This is a genomic window from Methylobacterium trifolii (assembly GCF_022179685.1).
In the GTDB taxonomy this organism is placed as follows: domain Bacteria; phylum Pseudomonadota; class Alphaproteobacteria; order Rhizobiales; family Beijerinckiaceae; genus Methylobacterium; species Methylobacterium trifolii.
Map to the genome: position 1 here is coordinate 1 of NZ_BPRB01000072.1, position 14,236 is coordinate 14,236.

The following is a 14,236-nucleotide window of genomic DNA, read 5'->3' on the forward strand; positions in this document are numbered from 1 at the left end:
TCCCGTGCGGGAGAGGGACGCGCGTGGGCCGAATTTCGGCGACGATGCGAATGAAAGGCCCCTCACACGTCGAGGTTGGCGACGCTGAGGGCGTTCTCCTGGATGAACTCGCGCCGGGGCTCCACCACGTCGCCCATCAGCTTGACGAAGAGGTCCGCGGCGTCGGCCGTGTCCTTGACCTTGACCTGGAGCAGCGAGCGCACCTCGCGGTCGAGCGTCGTCTCCCAGAGCTGCTGGGCGGTCATCTCGCCCAGGCCCTTGTAGCGCTGGAGCTGGAGGCCCTTGCGGCCGAAGGCCATCACCGCCTCGAACAGGCCGACCGGCCCGTGCAGCACCGTCTCGTCGGCCTTGCGCGCCAGCACCGCCGGCTCGCCGAAGATCTCCCGGCCGGCCTCGGCCCGGTCGACCAGCCGGCGCGCCTCCTGCGAGGCGATGAGCCCCGCATCGATCGCCGAGACCTGGCGCACGCCCCGCAGCGTCCGGCTGAAGACGTAGCCGCCTTCCGAGACCTCGCCCTGCCAGCCCTGCTCGATGTCGTCGGCGATGCCGTCGAGGCGCCGGGCGGTCCGGTCGGCCAGCACCTCGGCCTCGCCGGGATTTTCGGCCACGTCCGGGTCGAGGGCGCCGGCCAGCACCGCCTGTTCCACCACCGAGCGGTCGTAGCGGGTGTGGAGCCCCTGGAGGATGCCGCGGAAGGTGCGCGCCTCCTCGACCAGGGTCTTCAGCTGCGCTCCGGCGAACTCGGCGCCGGTGGCCAGCCGCAGCACCGCCCCCTCGACGCCCTGGTCGATCAGGTAGTCCTCCAGCGCCCGCTCGTCCTTGAGGTAGAGCACCTTGCGCCCGCGCTCGGCTTTGTAGAGGGGCGGCTGGGCGATGTAGACGTGGCCGCGGTCGATCAGCTCCGGCATCTGCCGGAAGAAGAAGGTCAGCAGCAGGGTGCGGATGTGGGAGCCGTCCACGTCCGCGTCCGTCATGATGATGATGCGGTGGTAGCGCAGCTTGTCCGGGTTGAAGCCCTCGCGGTCGGTCGAGGAGCGGCCGATCCCGGCGCCGAGCGCCGTGATCAGGGTCCCGATCTCGGCCGAACCCAGCATCCGGTCGGGGCGGACGCGCTCGACGTTGAGGATCTTTCCGCGCAGCGGAAGGACGGCCTGAAACGTCCGGTCGCGGCCCTGCTTGGCCGAGCCGCCGGCGGAATCGCCCTCCACCAGCAGGATCTCGCACTTGCTCGGATCGCGCTCCTGGCAATCGGCGAGCTTGCCGGGCAGCGAGGCGATGTCGAGCGCCCCCTTCCGGGTCACCGTCTCGCGCGCCTTGCGCGCCGCCTCGCGGGCGGAGGCCGCCAGGATCACCTTGCTCATCACCGAGCGGGCCTGGGACGGGTTCTCCTCCAGCCAGTTCGACAGGCCCTCGTTGAGGACGTTCTCCACTGCCGGACGGACCTCGGAGGAGACGAGCTTGTCCTTGGTCTGCGACGAGAACTTGGGGTCGGGCACCTGCACCGAGATGACGGCGGTCAGCCCCTCGCGGCAATCCTCGCCGGTGAGCGAGATCTTCTCGCGCTTGGCGATGCCCGAGGATTCCGCGTAGCCGGTGATCTGCCGGGTGAGCGCGGCGCGGAAGCCCGCCATGTGGGTGCCACCGTCGCGCTGCGGGATGTTGTTGGTGAAGGGCAGCACGGTCTCGTTGAACGAGTCGTTCCACCAAAGCGCCACCTCGACGCGGATTCCGTCGCGCTCGGAGCGCACCAGCACCGGCTTGACGATGCCCTCGATGGTCTTGCGGGAGCGGTCGAGGTAGCGCACGAACGCCTCGATCCCGCCCTCGTAGTACAGCTCCTCGCGCCTCTGCTCGGAGTGGCGCGCGTCGGTCAGGATGATCCGCACGCCCGAGTTGAGGAAGGCGAGTTCGCGCAGGCGCTTCTCCAGCGTCGCGAAGTCGAACTCGATCATCGTGAAGGTGTCGGTCGAGGGCAGGAAGCTGACTTCCGTGCCCTTCCGCCCATTGCCGGGGCCAAGCACCGAGAGGGGGGCCACGGCGTCGCCGTGGCGAAACTCCATCGTGTGCTCGCGGTCGTTGCGCCAGATGCGCAGGCGCAGCCACTGCGACAGGGCGTTGACCACTGAGACGCCGACGCCGTGCAGGCCGCCGGAGACCTTGTAGGAGTTCTGGTCGAACTTACCGCCGGCGTGCAGCTGGGTCATGATGACCTCGGCCGCCGAGACCCCCTCCTCCTTGTGGATGTCCACGGGGATGCCGCGGCCGTTGTCCGAGACCGTGCAGGAGCCGTCGGGGTTGAGGGTCACGGTGACGAGGTCGGCGTGGCCGGCCAGCGCCTCGTCGATGGCGTTGTCCACCACCTCGTAGACCATGTGGTGCAGGCCCGAACCGTCGTCGGTGTCGCCGATATACATGCCCGGCCGCTTGCGCACGGCGTCCAGCCCCTTGAGCACGCGGATGGATTCCGCGCCGTAGGCATCCACGAACTCAGTCGGCGGCACGTCTGTCTGGGAATTGTCGGCCATGAATGTCCTCGGGCAGGCGGCATCGCGCTGGAAGCTCATGCGCCCGTGCGGGGGCGGCACGCCTGCGATTCGTCAACCGGCCTGATATAAGGGTTATGCGTTGCGTTTGCATCGTTTTCCGGCCCGTGGGCGGGCCGCTGCGATCCCCGGTTCTGACGGCTGCGCGTTAAGGGCGCGTTAGGGCGTTGCCGATGGGCCGGGGCCTCCGCAGGACGCGTCAGCCCTGGAGGAACGGGTTCGTCAGGCGCTCCTCGCCGAGCGTCCCCGTCGGGCCGTGGCCGGGGATGAAGGCGAGGTCGTCGCCCAAGGGCAGCACCTTCTCGCGGATCGCCCGGATGAGCTGGTCGTGGTTGCCGCCGGGCAGGTCGGTGCGGCCGACCGAGCCCTTGAACACCACGTCGCCGACCAGCGCGAAGCGCGCGTCCCGGCTCACGAACACGACGCTGCCCGGCGAGTGGCCGGGGGCGTGCAGCACGTCGAAGGCCAGCGGCCCCACCGCGACGGTGTCGCCCTCCTCGAGCCAGCGGTCTGGCGTGACGGCGCGCGCGCCGTCGATGCCGTAGTTCGCGCCGGTCTCGGGCAGGGAGTCGAGGAGGAAGCGGTCGGCCTCGTGCGGGCCCTCGACCGGCACGTCGCCCAACCGCTCCCGCAGCTCGGCCGCACCGCCGGCATGGTCGATGTGGCCGTGCGTGAGCAGGATCTTCTCGATGGTGATGCCCTGTTCACGGATCGCGGCCTCGATCCGGTCGAGGTCGCCGCCGGGATCGACCACGGCGCCCACCTTGGTGGCCTCGTCCCAGATCAGGGTGCAGTTCTGCTGGAAGGGCGTGACCGGGATGATTCCGGCGCGGGGCGTTCCTGGCATCGTCGTCCGCTGGCTTGCAGCGCCGCCACGGGCGCTCGGGAGCTTCTTCTAACGCAGTTCGTTCACGGCGGCACCACGTCACCCCGGCTCGCGCAGGCTATCCCGGTCCGCCGTCCTCGGACTCGCCACCCTTGCGCTCGCCATCCTTGGACCGCCGCAGGGAATCGTTGAGCGCCAGCATCTCCGCCATGCCGAGCGCCCGGCTGCTCCAGCGGGTCTCGGCGGTGTTGACCTGCGTGAAACGGTCGTGGGACTTGCCGCCATAGGCCCCGAATACGGCCCGCCCCTCGTCCGAGGCACCGGGCGACGCGTCCGGGCGGTCGACCCGGTAGGAGGGCGCCCCGTTCTTGGCGGTCACGCCGATGCGGACCCAGGCGTCGCCGTAATGCTTCTGGCACAGGCGCATGGTGGACAGGACCGTGCGCAGGTACGCCTCGGCCTCCTCCAGGCCCGGCAGCACGTCCGCGATGGTCGCGTCGGAGGGGAGATGCGTCTTCCTGGTCATGTGCTCGCCCGGCCTCTCGCCACCCGCCTAGCGCGCGCGGAACGGAAGCGCGAGGGACTTTGCAGGTTCAGGTCGGCGTACGCCGGAGCAGGGCGTCGAGGCCGCCGACCCGGAACCAGTGGTAGCCGTAGCCCTCCAGGAACAGGCAGTGGCGCCCGGCCTCGTCCGCCTCGCTCCGCTCCCCGGTCAGGAGGTCGATCAGCAGGCCCCCTTCGGACGGATCGATGCCGGTCTCGAGTTCGACCTCCACCGGGCCGGGGCCGAGGTTGTGCACGCAGAGCACGGCGTTGCTGCGCCAGTCGTAGCGCAGGGCCAGCACGGCCGCCTTGCCCGTGGGCAGGGCGGTGACGTCGCCCCAGCCGATCTCCGGTGCCTCCTTGCGCATGCGGATCACGCTCGAGAACCAGGTGAGCAGCGAATCCTTGTCGTGGCGCTGGTCGGCGACGTTGACGTGGGCGTAGCCGTAGGGTCCGTGGTCGATCACCGGCATGGCCGGCTTGGCCGAGCGGGTGAAGCCCCCTTGGGCCTCGCCCGTCCACTGCATCGGCGTGCGGGCGCAGTCGCGCTCCTTCAGGCCGAGGTCGTCGCCCATGCCGATCTCGTCGCCGTAGCGCAGCACCGGCGTGCCGGGCAGCGTGAACATCAGCGAATAGGCCAGGCGGATGCGGCGGGGGTCGCCATCGAGCATCGGCGCGAAGCGGCGGCGGATGCCCCGGTCGTAGAGCTGCATGCCCTTCTCCGGCCCGAACTTTTCGAACACGGTGGCGCGCTGCGTCTCGGTGAGCCGGCCGAGGTCCAGCTCGTCGTGGTTTCGCAGGAAAATGCCCCACTGGCACGAGAGCGGGCGCGGCTTGGTGCGCTCGATCGCCTTGACCAGGGGCCGGGCGTCGTGGGCGGCCAGCGCATAGAACGTCGCCTGGTTGACCTGGAAGTTGAACATCATGTGCGCGCGGTCGGCGTCGTCGCCGAAATAGTCGAGGTCTTGCTTCGGCAGGATGTTGGCCTCGGCCAGGATGATCGCGTCGCCTTTTCGCCATTGCAGGAACTCGCGGAAGTCGCGCAGCATGTCGAACTGCTCGACCGGCGCGCCCTTCACGTCGGCGCCCTTCTTCGCGATCACGAAGGGCACCGCGTCCATGCGGAAGCCGGAGACGCCGAGCTCGATCCAGAAACCCATGATCTTCAGGATCTCGGCCTGCACGGCGGGGTTGGCCGTGTTCAGGTCCGGCTGGAAATCGAAGAAGCGGTGGAAGTAGTAGGCGCCCGCCTTGTCGTCCCAGGTCCAGGTGGTCTCCTGCACGCCGGGAAACACCATGCCCTCGTCGGCGTTGGCGGGCTTCTCCGTCGACCAGACGTACCAGTCGCGATAGGGCGAATCCGGGTCGGCGCGGGCCGACTGGAACCAGCGGTGCCGGTCCGAGGTGTGGTTGACCACGAGGTCGATCAGCACCCGCAGGCCCCGCTGCTTGGCGGCGTGCGTGAAGGCCACGAAGTCACCGAGCGACCCGTAATCCGGGTCGACGCCGTAATAGTCGGCGATGTCGTAGCCGCCGTCGCGCTTCGGGGAGGGCTGGAACGGCATCAGCCAGACCGCCGTGACGCCGAGCCCCTGGAGGTAGTCGAGCCGCCGCTCCAGCCCGGCGAAATCGCCGATGCCGTCGCCGTCCGCATCCATGAAGGTGCGGACGGAGAGGCAGTAGATGACGGCGTTCTTGTACCAGAGGTCGTTGATCATCGTCATCGCTCCCGCTGCACGCTTCGGCCTCAACGCGGAGCGGGTCGGCTTGGTCGAAGTCGAGCCGGAGCTGCATTTCAAGAAGCGCTGGAAGGCCGATCAGGGCAACTGTCCACCGACCTGCTGATGGAAGCCCGCGAGTTGGCGCGCGAGGAGATCCCCCAGAAGCTGCTCCATCATCCCCACGTCGACACGTCCACCGGCCCAGGCGGCATCCGCGGCATCAAGGGCGGCAAAATAGGGCCCGCGATTGTCGACGATCTGGTCCGGGATCGTCGGTGTTCCAGGCAGAAGCGCGTTCGCCCTGATCGAGAGCACCACGTAGGAAACGATGCGGGAGGTCCGGCCGTTGCCATCGGCGAACGGATGAATCCAGTTCAGCCGCCACATCACGTAGGCGGCCAGATGAATCGGTGACGCCATATCCCAGTGCGCGTTGACGTAGTCGCACAGGTCCTCGACGAGTTCCGGCACCTGATGCGCCCCCGGAGGCGTATGCTTGCTGCCGCTGATCTCCACTCCGCCCGGCCGAAAATTGCCGGCGTACAGGCTGATCCCCTGGAGCGCTTCGCGCTGGAGCCCCAATATCAGGGACAGTCGGAGGCGAAACGATCCCCGATCGAGGGCCGCCTGCACGGTCTGTATCCCGGCATCGTACTGCCGGAGACCGTTGCGGGCTTCCGCCTCGGCCCTGGCCGTCGCGTCGGCGATGAGGTCGGGTTCGAGCGCGCGGCTGTCTCGGCGATCAGTCCCGCTGCCGCTCATCCTGCTCCCTGGCGAGCCTTTCGGCTTCCCGATCGATCATCTCGCGGGTGATCAGCGCGTTCTCGAAGGCGGTGTTGCCATAGGCGAAGCTTCGCCGCTGCTCCTCCCGCTGCTCGGGCGAAGGCTGCGCGCGGCGGGCGGCTTCGAGGAGGGCGTGAAGGGCGTCCGTCATCGTTTCCTCATTAGGGCCGTCGCCACAGATGCGCCACCGTCTCCGAAGGACGGGCTCGCCGTCCCGTGCTCCAGGCTACAACGCGCCTGGAGGGCTGGAGCAAGCATGCCGGCGCAACGATGAACCGGAAAATTCGAAGCCCGGTGCCTACCGGAGGCCCCATCCGGGACCGGCTGGGCCTGCGCCGATCTCCTTAAATCAGCCGCGTTGTGCACGCCCTGTTCAGGCCAGCGCCCGCAGGCTCACGGGGTGCGAAAAACCCGGTGCCCCGGCTCGAATGAACACCATCCTGATCAAGCTGTTCGCGACCGCGCTGACCCTCAGCCAGGTCACGACCAAGCCCGATGCGGTGAAGACGCAGTTCGATCCGGCGACCGACGCCGCGCAGGTCGTCCAGATCCTGCGCGACGGCTGCGCGCACATGCGCAAGGCCTTCGACATCGAGGACATCAACCTCGACGAGCTGATCACCACGGCGATGGAGGACCCGAGCGCGGTGGCCGGTGCCGGCGCGCCCAAGCTCCTGCACGGCCTCGACATCGGCGAACTCAACACGAGCTACCGCCAGTTCTGCAAGGGCGAGAGCCCCAAGGACTCGCCCTTCGACGCCAGGGCCGTGATCGAGTTCTACAACAAGGCCACGACCGACCTTCCGACCGCCGAGGCCCTGCGGGACAAGGCCCTGCCGGGCATGACCCAGATCCTCGATGCGGCCGGAAAGCCCTTCGCCGAGACCTTCGAGGCCAACGGGCGCCGCCTCAGCGTGCCGATCGCGGACGTGCCGCCCCTGGTGCAGAAGGCGTTCGTGGCCGCCGAGGACAAGCGCTTCGAGAGCCACCACGGCATCGACGAGCGCGGCGTGATCCGCGCCTTCATCGGCAACCTCGCCTCGCCGGGGCGGCCCGCCGGCGGCTCCACCATCACGCAGCAGGTGGTCAAGAACCTGTCGGTGGGCGACGACGTGACCTACGAGCGCAAGATCCGCGAGATGATCGTGGCCGCGCGCCTCGAGCGTATCCTGACCAAGCCCCAGATCCTCGGACTCTACCTCAACGGGATCTATCTCGGCCGCGGCGCCTACGGCATCGAGATGGCCGCGCGCAGCTATTTCGGGAAGTCGGTGGGCGCGCTCTCCCTGCCCGAGGCGGCCCTGCTCGCCGGCATGCCCAAGGGTCCGAACTTCTACAGCCCCGACAGGTACCCGGAGCGGGCGCGCGAGCGCCGGGCCTACGTGCTCGCCCGCCTCAAGGAGGAGGGCGCGATCACCGAGGCGGAGATGGCGGACGCCGTGAAGGCCGACCTCGGCCTGAAACCCATCGAGACCGCGCGGCGCGATTCCGGGTTCTACCTCGTGGACTACCTCGGCCGGGAGGCGCGCACCTTCGCGGGCCTCGACTCCCTCACCAGCGCCTCGCACATCGTGCGCTCGACGATCAATGCCGGGCTCCAGCGCGCCGTCGAGTCGGCGCTGCAGGACGGGCTGGCGAACTACGAGCGCGGGACCGGCCGCCAGACCTATGCCGGGCCGGAGTTCAACCTCACCGAGAGCGTGCGCAAGCTCCAGGCCGCCGCACCGGCCCCCGAAGCGTCACCGCAGACGGCCCCGACCGTGACGGGGGCGGAGGCGAAACCCGCGGAGACGAAGCCGGCCGCCGGGAAGGCCGCCCGCGCGAAGGCCGTCACGCCGGGCGAACCCAGGGCGAAGCCGGTCTGGCTGCGGGCGCTCACGGCCGCGCGGCCCGTCCTCTACGACGTGCACTGGCCGCTGGCCGTGGTGCTGGAGACCGGCCGCAACGGCGTGAAGGCCGGCCTGGCGGACGGACGGATCGTGGCCCTCGATCCCGGCATCGCGCGCGGGCGGCTGCAGCCATACGACGTGGTGCGGGTCAAGCTGCGCGAGGGCAAGGGCGCGGCCCGGGCCGAGATCCGGGTGAAGCCCTCCGTCCAGGGCGCGGCCCTGGTGATGGAGAACCGCACGGGGCGCATCCTGGCGATGTCCGGGGGGTTCTCCTATCCCATGAGCCAGCTCAACCGGGTGACGCAGGCTGTGCGCCAGCCGGGCTCGACCCTGAAGCCGCTGACCTACCTCGCGGCCCTCAACGCCGGCCTCCAGCCCAACACCCTGGTGATGGACAGCCCCGTTACCCTGCCGCCGATCGGCGGGATCGGCGATTCCTGGTCGCCGAAGAACTACGACGGCGGCGGTTCCGGCCCGACGACCCTGCGGCGCGGCCTCGAATTCTCGAAGAACCTCGTCACCGCCCGCCTGCTCCAGGGCGGCATCGCGGAGAAGGCGCCGGCGAGCCTCAAGCGGGTCTGCGACATCGCGCTGGAGGCCCAGATCTACGCCGAGTGCGAGCCCTACTATCCCTTCGTCCTCGGGGCGCAGCCGGTGCGCATGCTGGACCTCGCCGGCTTCTACGCGGCCGTGGCCAACGAAGGCGCGCGGCCTGCCCCCTACGCCCTGGAATCGGTGGAGAGGGACGGCAAGCCCCTCTACGGCCATGCCGCCCGCGAGCCGGTCCGCATCGGCTCGGCCGACCGGGTCGCCTTCTACCAGCTCAAGACCATGCTCCAGGGCGTGACCAGCCACGGCACCGCCGCGGCGCTGGCGCGCGTCTCCCAGTACGTCGCCGGCAAGACCGGCACCTCGGAGAACGAGAACGACGCGTGGTTTGCCGGCTTCACCAACGAGGTCACGGTCGTGGTCTGGGTCGGCTACGACAACGCGGACGGCACCCGCAGGACCCTCGGGCGCGGCCAGACCGGCGGCCACCTCTCGGTGCCGATCGCGGGCGCCATCCTCCAGGCGGCCTGGGCCAACGGCGTCCCGAAGACGCCCCTGCGCGCCCCCTCTCCCGAAGCCCGTCAGTTCCTGGTCGATGCCGCCATCGACCCCCGCAGCGGCCAGCCGGTCTCGGGCGGCGGGGTCCAGGAGCATTTCCGCACGGCCGGCGACGGCCGGATGGCCGACACCCGCTACCGCCTCGTGCCGCGCGAGACCCTCTACGCCATGCGACCCGATGCCGAGGACGGCGACCTTTCGGGCGGGGAGGACAATGCCAGTGCGGCCGGCGACGTGTTCGGCAACATGACCAGCAACCGGGCCCCCGACGCGGACCTGTTCGACCCCTTCGGCGAGCGCCGGCCGCAGCGCAGCCGCCGGGCGCAGGGCAACCTCGACGGCTACGATCCCTGGCCCGGCCAGGCCAGCCGCTCGCCCTTCGGCGACGCGGAGTACGGCCGCCCGCGCCGCCGCGACCCGGACTACCTGTTCGGCGACGACCCGCGCTACTGACGCGCCCCCGCGGCCGATCCGGCCCGCGCGCCCAAAGACACACCCGAGGTTCCCGACGTGCGAACGCAGCTTCCGGCCACCCTGGTCCTCGCCTGCCTGACGGCCGGCGCCCTCCCGGCCTCCGCCCAGTCGCCGCAGGCCGCCCCGTCCCCGGGCATCCCGCCCCAAGGCATCCCGTCCCAGGGCATGGCGAACGCGCCCGCCCCCGGCGCGGACCGGGTGAAGGACGTGCCCTCGGTCACGGCCCTCGACCCGGCCACCCTGAAGCCCGACACGATCCTGTTCACCGACCACCGGGACAACCCCGCGGTGCCGGAGAACGGCCTGATCCCCTATCTCGACTGGCTGAAGGCGCGGCCCGCCGAGGCCGCCGCGCTCGCGCCCTATCCCGGCTACAGGGAGCCGGACTACACGGTCACGGTCAACGGCGTCGCCAAGCCCCGGCACGAGACCCTGAAGGTCTACGTGGCCGAAGGGCGCTTCGTCGTCGCCCGCCCACCCGAGGCCATCGACCTGTCGGCCTTCGCCAACCTCGCCTTCGTCCAGGCGATGGACCCGGCGATCAAGCACAGGGCGCTCCCGCCCGCCGACGTGACCCCGACCAAGGACCCGGCCGCCGCCTTCGCCCGGCGCCCGGACCGGCCCTGGTGCGAGGCCGGCACCGTCTGCATCGAGTCCCGCTACGACCTGGAGGGCAAGCTGCCGCTCGGCGTGAAGCTCGCCAACAAGCTGGAGGAGGGCAGCGCCAAGAAGATCGCCGAGTTCGTCTCGTTCCAGAGCGAATTGCACACCCTGCCGCCGGAGCGGGCCGCCGCCCTCAACGGGCTGACCAGGATCGACACCCCGGTCACGGGCGGGCTGGAGCAGACCATCTTCTGGGTCAACCAGATCCTGCGCTTCGGCAAGTTCCTGGCGGTGTTCCAGCCCATGCCGGGCGACCCGACCAGGACCGTGGTCACCACCTACATGGCGCTGGCCATCAAGGCCGACGTGCTCGACCGCAAGGCGGAATACGCCCGCGTGCCGGTGCTGAAGAACCTGCTGCCGGCCCAGGTGCTGATGGGCAATTCGAGCTTCAACACCGGAAAGTCGATCAGCGCCGGCCTGCCCACCTACGCCCGCAACCGCATCGCGGCCTTCGCCGATGCGGTCGCAAAAGATGCGGTTACGAAGCGCTGAGGCGGAAGAGCCGGTTCACGCCTTCACGAGCGCGGTGAAATCCGACCATTGCTCGACGCGAAAGGCGCGGATGTCCCGGACTGAGGACGGAAACCAGGGTAGCGCCTTCCGTGCCATGATCGCGGAGAACAGCACCGCCAAGTCCTCGATCCGGCTCACGTAGAGGCTGCCCTGGACCCATTCGAACCCGTGAGCCGAGAGCGTGGCGCGGATATCGGAGTACGCCTGGGAGACACCCGTCGGGTGGTTGTCTTTCGTATCCGCGACCACGAGGTCGAAGGCGATCGCGAACATCAGCGCTCGGTCGGATCGGCCAGGATATCGCCGAGGCGATAATCGAGTTCCTCGCCCGTCTCCAGGACGCGGACCCGCATCAGGAGGTCGCCCTTCGGCGAGGCGTCCGAAATCCCGACGACCTCGTAGGCGGGACCGACCTCGCCGAAGCGGCGCCAGGTTCCGACCAGGCTCCGGGGCTCGGGCTGCGCAGGGGATTCGCGATGTGCCATCGCACGATCCTACGCCGGGCCGACGAGGGCTGAAAAGCCCGCTTGCACCGGGCGCACGCATCGTTGCGCGAGCCACGCCCCAGGTGGGCGCCGGCTCAGAACCCGCGGTTGGCGATCGAGGGCAGCGAGGGCTGGGTGTAGGCCCGGTTCACGTCGCGGCGGGTCTGGGTGCCGTTGGTGTCGTTCGAGCGGCGGTAGTTGTCGGTGTTGAAGCTCTCCGAGAGCCCGCTGCGGCCGTCCGGGCCGTCGAGGCTGCTGCAGGCTCCGAGCGCGGCGAGGGCGAGGGTCGAGAGGGCGAGGAGACTGAGACGCATCGCAAGATTCCTGGGTGCTCGGGCATCGCCGCACGCTGGCGATGGCGCCCTTGGGTAGACGCCGAAACCGGCATCCATGGGGCCGGATGCCGGCGACGAGAGATCGGGTGCGGCGAGGTGGTCCGGCGCGGGTGCGCCCGTCAAGCAGGCGTTCGCCGATTGCGAAGACGATCCCGACAGGGTGATGTCGCGCGGCCACGGAAAACTCACCACTCCGCGGCTTTCGTGCATCGCACCCCGCCATTAATGTGGAGGAGGCCGCCCGCCCCACTGGCGAATCCCACCGCTTTCGGGCGACAAACACCCCCGATGAGCAACGTCCTGCCCTTCCGCCAACGCCCCCCCGTCGCGCGGCTCGCCCGCTGCGAGGTGGTGGCCGTCGCCGGCGACCTCCTCGCCCTGCTCGAGCAGCTGGAGGACGTGAGCGCCCGCGCCGCGGCCACGGGCCGTCCGGCCCTCGAGGTCGAGCGCACGGTCCAGCATCTCCTCGACGCGGTCGGCGCCGTCGAGCGGGCGCTGGACTGCATCGGCGAGGGCGAGCAGGCCGCCCCGGCCTGACGACCGGCCGCGGATCGTCCCGGCAATCCGCGGTCTCCCTGGAACTGTCCAGGTTAACCTTCCGTTAAGTCCGCAACGACGCTAGACGGCGTCGACACGCTCGGAGCGACCGATGCCGATCCGGAACCATCGCGCCCTGGTCGCGCTCGCCGCCTGCGGCCTCATGGCAGGCACGGTCGCGAGCGTGCATGCCGCGGAGATGGGTTTCTTCGAGGCCCTGTTCTCGGGCGGCAGGCCGGCGCCGCAGGTGCAGCAGAGCCAGCCCGATGCCTACGGTGCCATGCCGTATCGCCAGCACAGCCGGCGCGCGGCGCGCCAACGGCCTCGGATTCGGTATGCCGCCCTGCCCGTGAAGATCCATGTGCGCGAGCGCAAGGCCATCGACATGACGGGCGGTCCGGTCGCGGCTCTGATGCGGGACGAGACCCTGCGGCCGGGCGACATCGTCGTGCTCAACACCGGAGCCCGCGTCTTCACGGGCGATCCGGATGCCAGCCACTCCCTGCGGGACTTCGAGCCGGTGCAGACCTCGCGCTTGGTCGGCAGCCAGACCCGCAAGCAACTGGCGGCGATGATGACGCCGATCGGTGCGCTGCCGGCCGACGAGGCCCGCCGGGTGATGGCCCGAATGAAGAAGGATGCGCCCCGGACCGCCGCTCCGGTGGCGCAGCAGGCTTCGATGCGGGTGATCAACCCCTGGACGAAGGCGCCGTAGCGCTCGTCGTACACCGCGATACGAGGGAACCCCGGCTCCTTCCGCCTTCGCACCTCGTTGTGGAGGCAAGCGGAGCGAGGTCCTGAAAGTCCTCCACGGATCGCAGGAACCCCAAAAAAACCTCCGGCAAAAACCGCTGGCGCGGGCGCCTCGGAGTGGGGATCGATACGGCCGCGTGTTGATCGACGATGGCACCATAGGCCGCGGTACGACGCCCACGGCGCGGTACTCGGCCGCGAATTACGTCACCGCAGCGCCCGAGAGGCTCGCCCAGATCGTCCCGTAATGGCAGGCGGTCGCGGCCAGGACGAAGGCGTGCCAGATCGCGTTCTGGAAGGGCAGCCGGCGCCAGACGTGGAAGACCACGCCGACCGTGTAGAGGCCACCGCCGATCGCCAGCAGCCAGAGGGCCGTGGGCTGGAGGGCGGCGATCACCGACTCGTAGGCGAACAGACTGCTCCACCCCAGGAGGAGGTAGAGGCCGATGGAGAGCCGGTCGAAGCGGCCGGGCAGGAACAGCTTCAGGCCGATGCCGATGCCGGCCACGATCCAGATGAAGGCCAAGAGCGCCCAGGCGGTCCTGCCGTTGCCGACCAGCGCCACCAGGGGCGTGTAGGTGCCGGCGATCATCAGGTAGATCAGGGCGTGGTCGGCCCGGCGCAGGAGCCATTTGCGTGGGCTCACCGGGTAGAGGTTGTAGGTGGCCGACACGCCCAGCATCGAGACCAGGGCGGTGGCGTAGACCACGATCGCCGCCCGCTCCCCGAAGCCGAGATGGGCGGTGATTGCGGTCGCCACCAAGGCTATGGCGCCGACGAAACCGAGGAAGACGCCGAGCCCGTGAATCACACCGTCCGCGAAGATCTCCCGCGGCGTGTAGTGCCAGGTCAGAGCCAGGGGTCTTCCGTCATCGGCCACGAACATCGCCGCCTCCTGCAACACGTGCAGGCTAATTCTTCAACCCTTCAAGACGTTCCCCGTAAAAACTGCGCACACACAGGCTATCCCCATCGTTCCGGCCGGATGGTGAAGATTTGTGCCGCGCAGCAAGACTGTTGCACGGCAAACAGGCTCATGCGCGCCCCTTCGCCAGCCCCTC

At 69.6% G+C, this 14,236-nt stretch carries 15 protein-coding genes; 5 read left to right on the plus strand and 10 right to left on the minus strand.

The genetic code is table 11. The annotated features are described in order from the left end of the window. Window positions 1-62: 62 nt before the first annotated feature. From gyrB to COGEMETH_RS06880, 4 genes are all read right to left on the minus strand, one after another. A complete protein-coding gene (gene gyrB / locus COGEMETH_RS06865; protein WP_238181863.1) occupies window positions 63-2,525 on the minus strand; it encodes a DNA topoisomerase (ATP-hydrolyzing) subunit B in 2,463 nt (820 codons plus the stop codon). Between the two features lie 217 nt (window positions 2,526-2,742). Then, complete coding sequence (locus tag COGEMETH_RS06870; RefSeq protein WP_238181864.1) at window positions 2,743-3,390, minus strand: MBL fold metallo-hydrolase; 648 nt, start codon at window positions 3,388-3,390, stop codon at window positions 2,743-2,745. 97 nt (window positions 3,391-3,487) lie between these two features. Next, entirely contained in the window at window positions 3,488-3,895 is a 408-nt protein-coding gene (locus COGEMETH_RS06875; RefSeq protein WP_238181865.1) for a hypothetical protein, read from the minus strand. Between the two features lie 67 nt (window positions 3,896-3,962). Beyond that, on the minus strand, window positions 3,963-5,630 hold the full coding sequence (locus tag COGEMETH_RS06880) for an alpha-amylase family protein (RefSeq protein WP_238181866.1): 1,668 nt from the start codon (window positions 5,628-5,630) through the stop codon (window positions 3,963-3,965). Between COGEMETH_RS06880 and COGEMETH_RS25585 the strand changes: the two genes are divergently transcribed. After that, window positions 5,623-5,757, plus strand: coding sequence for a hypothetical protein (locus COGEMETH_RS25585; protein WP_283214967.1), 135 nt, complete (start codon window positions 5,623-5,625; stop codon window positions 5,755-5,757). The genes COGEMETH_RS06880 and COGEMETH_RS25585 overlap by 8 nt on opposite strands. On the opposite strand, the gene COGEMETH_RS06885 is transcribed toward COGEMETH_RS25585, so the two are convergent. Both COGEMETH_RS06885 and COGEMETH_RS06890 read right to left on the minus strand, forming a co-directional pair. After that, window positions 5,730-6,395 carry a Fic family protein gene (locus COGEMETH_RS06885; RefSeq protein WP_238181867.1) on the minus strand — a complete coding sequence of 222 codons (666 nt, stop codon included), beginning with the start codon at window positions 6,393-6,395 and terminating at the stop codon, window positions 5,730-5,732. The genes COGEMETH_RS25585 and COGEMETH_RS06885 overlap by 28 nt on opposite strands. Next, window positions 6,376-6,567: a hypothetical protein gene (locus COGEMETH_RS06890; protein ID WP_238181868.1), complete on the minus strand. Its 192-nt coding sequence runs from the start codon at window positions 6,565-6,567 to the stop codon at window positions 6,376-6,378. The genes COGEMETH_RS06885 and COGEMETH_RS06890 overlap by 20 nt, the downstream gene beginning before the upstream one ends. Before the next feature lie 277 nt (window positions 6,568-6,844). Here COGEMETH_RS06890 and COGEMETH_RS06895 point away from each other — a divergent pair, with 277 nt between their 5' ends. Together COGEMETH_RS06895 and COGEMETH_RS06900 are read left to right on the plus strand one after the other, a co-directional pair. Further along, window positions 6,845-9,865, plus strand: a complete 3,021-nt coding sequence (locus tag COGEMETH_RS06895) for a penicillin-binding protein 1A (protein ID WP_238181869.1) — start codon at window positions 6,845-6,847, stop codon at window positions 9,863-9,865. A 57-nt stretch (window positions 9,866-9,922) separates the two neighbouring features. Continuing rightward, window positions 9,923-11,044 (plus strand): hypothetical protein, encoded by a 1,122-nt coding sequence (locus COGEMETH_RS06900; protein ID WP_238181870.1) that lies wholly within the window; start codon window positions 9,923-9,925, stop codon window positions 11,042-11,044. A gap of 15 nt (window positions 11,045-11,059) precedes the next feature. Here the strand turns inward: COGEMETH_RS06900 and COGEMETH_RS06905 are convergent, their stop codons facing one another. From COGEMETH_RS06905 to COGEMETH_RS06915, 3 genes are all read right to left on the minus strand, one after another. Then, window positions 11,060-11,338 (minus strand): virulence factor, encoded by a 279-nt coding sequence (locus COGEMETH_RS06905; protein ID WP_238181871.1) that lies wholly within the window; start codon window positions 11,336-11,338, stop codon window positions 11,060-11,062. After that, complete coding sequence (locus tag COGEMETH_RS06910; protein WP_238181872.1) at window positions 11,338-11,550, minus strand: DUF5397 family protein; 213 nt, start codon at window positions 11,548-11,550, stop codon at window positions 11,338-11,340. The genes COGEMETH_RS06905 and COGEMETH_RS06910 overlap by 1 nt, the downstream gene beginning before the upstream one ends. A 95-nt stretch (window positions 11,551-11,645) precedes the next feature. Then, window positions 11,646-11,864 carry a hypothetical protein gene (locus COGEMETH_RS06915; protein WP_238181873.1) on the minus strand — a complete coding sequence of 73 codons (219 nt, stop codon included), beginning with the start codon at window positions 11,862-11,864 and terminating at the stop codon, window positions 11,646-11,648. A gap of 309 nt (window positions 11,865-12,173) precedes the next feature. On the opposite strand from COGEMETH_RS06915, the gene COGEMETH_RS06920 reads away from it, so the two are divergent. After that, window positions 12,174-12,422: a hypothetical protein gene (locus COGEMETH_RS06920; RefSeq protein ID WP_238181874.1), complete on the plus strand. Its 249-nt coding sequence runs from the start codon at window positions 12,174-12,176 to the stop codon at window positions 12,420-12,422. 112 nt (window positions 12,423-12,534) lie between these two features. Next, a complete protein-coding gene (locus COGEMETH_RS06925; protein WP_238181875.1) occupies window positions 12,535-13,137 on the plus strand; it encodes a hypothetical protein in 603 nt (200 codons plus the stop codon). 240 nt (window positions 13,138-13,377) lie between these two features. On the opposite strand, the gene trhA is transcribed toward COGEMETH_RS06925, so the two are convergent. After that, the gene (gene trhA / locus COGEMETH_RS06930) at window positions 13,378-14,061 is read right to left on the minus strand and encodes a PAQR family membrane homeostasis protein TrhA (RefSeq protein ID WP_238181876.1); all 684 of its coding nucleotides are present in this window, start codon (window positions 14,059-14,061) and stop codon (window positions 13,378-13,380) included. Between the last annotated feature and the right edge of the window lie 175 nt (window positions 14,062-14,236).

What these genes read in the sequence shown, in the direction of transcription:
- gyrB (WP_238181863.1), bottom strand. Translation starts at nt 2,525, where the DNA reads ATGGCCGACAATTCCCAGACAGACGTGCCGCCGACTGAGTTCGTGGAT.
- COGEMETH_RS06870 (WP_238181864.1), bottom strand. Translation starts at nt 3,390, where the DNA reads ATGCCAGGAACGCCCCGCGCCGGAATCATCCCGGTCACGCCCTTCCAG.
- COGEMETH_RS06875 (WP_238181865.1), bottom strand. Translation starts at nt 3,895, where the DNA reads ATGACCAGGAAGACGCATCTCCCCTCCGACGCGACCATCGCGGACGTG.
- COGEMETH_RS06880 (WP_238181866.1), bottom strand. Translation starts at nt 5,630, where the DNA reads ATGATCAACGACCTCTGGTACAAGAACGCCGTCATCTACTGCCTCTCC.
- COGEMETH_RS06885 (WP_238181867.1), bottom strand. Translation starts at nt 6,395, where the DNA reads ATGAGCGGCAGCGGGACTGATCGCCGAGACAGCCGCGCGCTCGAACCC.
- COGEMETH_RS06890 (WP_238181868.1), bottom strand. Translation starts at nt 6,567, where the DNA reads ATGACGGACGCCCTTCACGCCCTCCTCGAAGCCGCCCGCCGCGCGCAG.
- COGEMETH_RS06895 (WP_238181869.1), top strand. Translation starts at nt 6,845, where the DNA reads ATGAACACCATCCTGATCAAGCTGTTCGCGACCGCGCTGACCCTCAGC.
- COGEMETH_RS06905 (WP_238181871.1), bottom strand. Translation starts at nt 11,338, where the DNA reads ATGTTCGCGATCGCCTTCGACCTCGTGGTCGCGGATACGAAAGACAAC.
- COGEMETH_RS06910 (WP_238181872.1), bottom strand. Translation starts at nt 11,550, where the DNA reads ATGGCACATCGCGAATCCCCTGCGCAGCCCGAGCCCCGGAGCCTGGTC.
- COGEMETH_RS06915 (WP_238181873.1), bottom strand. Translation starts at nt 11,864, where the DNA reads ATGCGTCTCAGTCTCCTCGCCCTCTCGACCCTCGCCCTCGCCGCGCTC.
- COGEMETH_RS06920 (WP_238181874.1), top strand. Translation starts at nt 12,174, where the DNA reads ATGAGCAACGTCCTGCCCTTCCGCCAACGCCCCCCCGTCGCGCGGCTC.
- COGEMETH_RS06925 (WP_238181875.1), top strand. Translation starts at nt 12,535, where the DNA reads ATGCCGATCCGGAACCATCGCGCCCTGGTCGCGCTCGCCGCCTGCGGC.
- trhA (WP_238181876.1), bottom strand. Translation starts at nt 14,061, where the DNA reads ATGTTCGTGGCCGATGACGGAAGACCCCTGGCTCTGACCTGGCACTAC.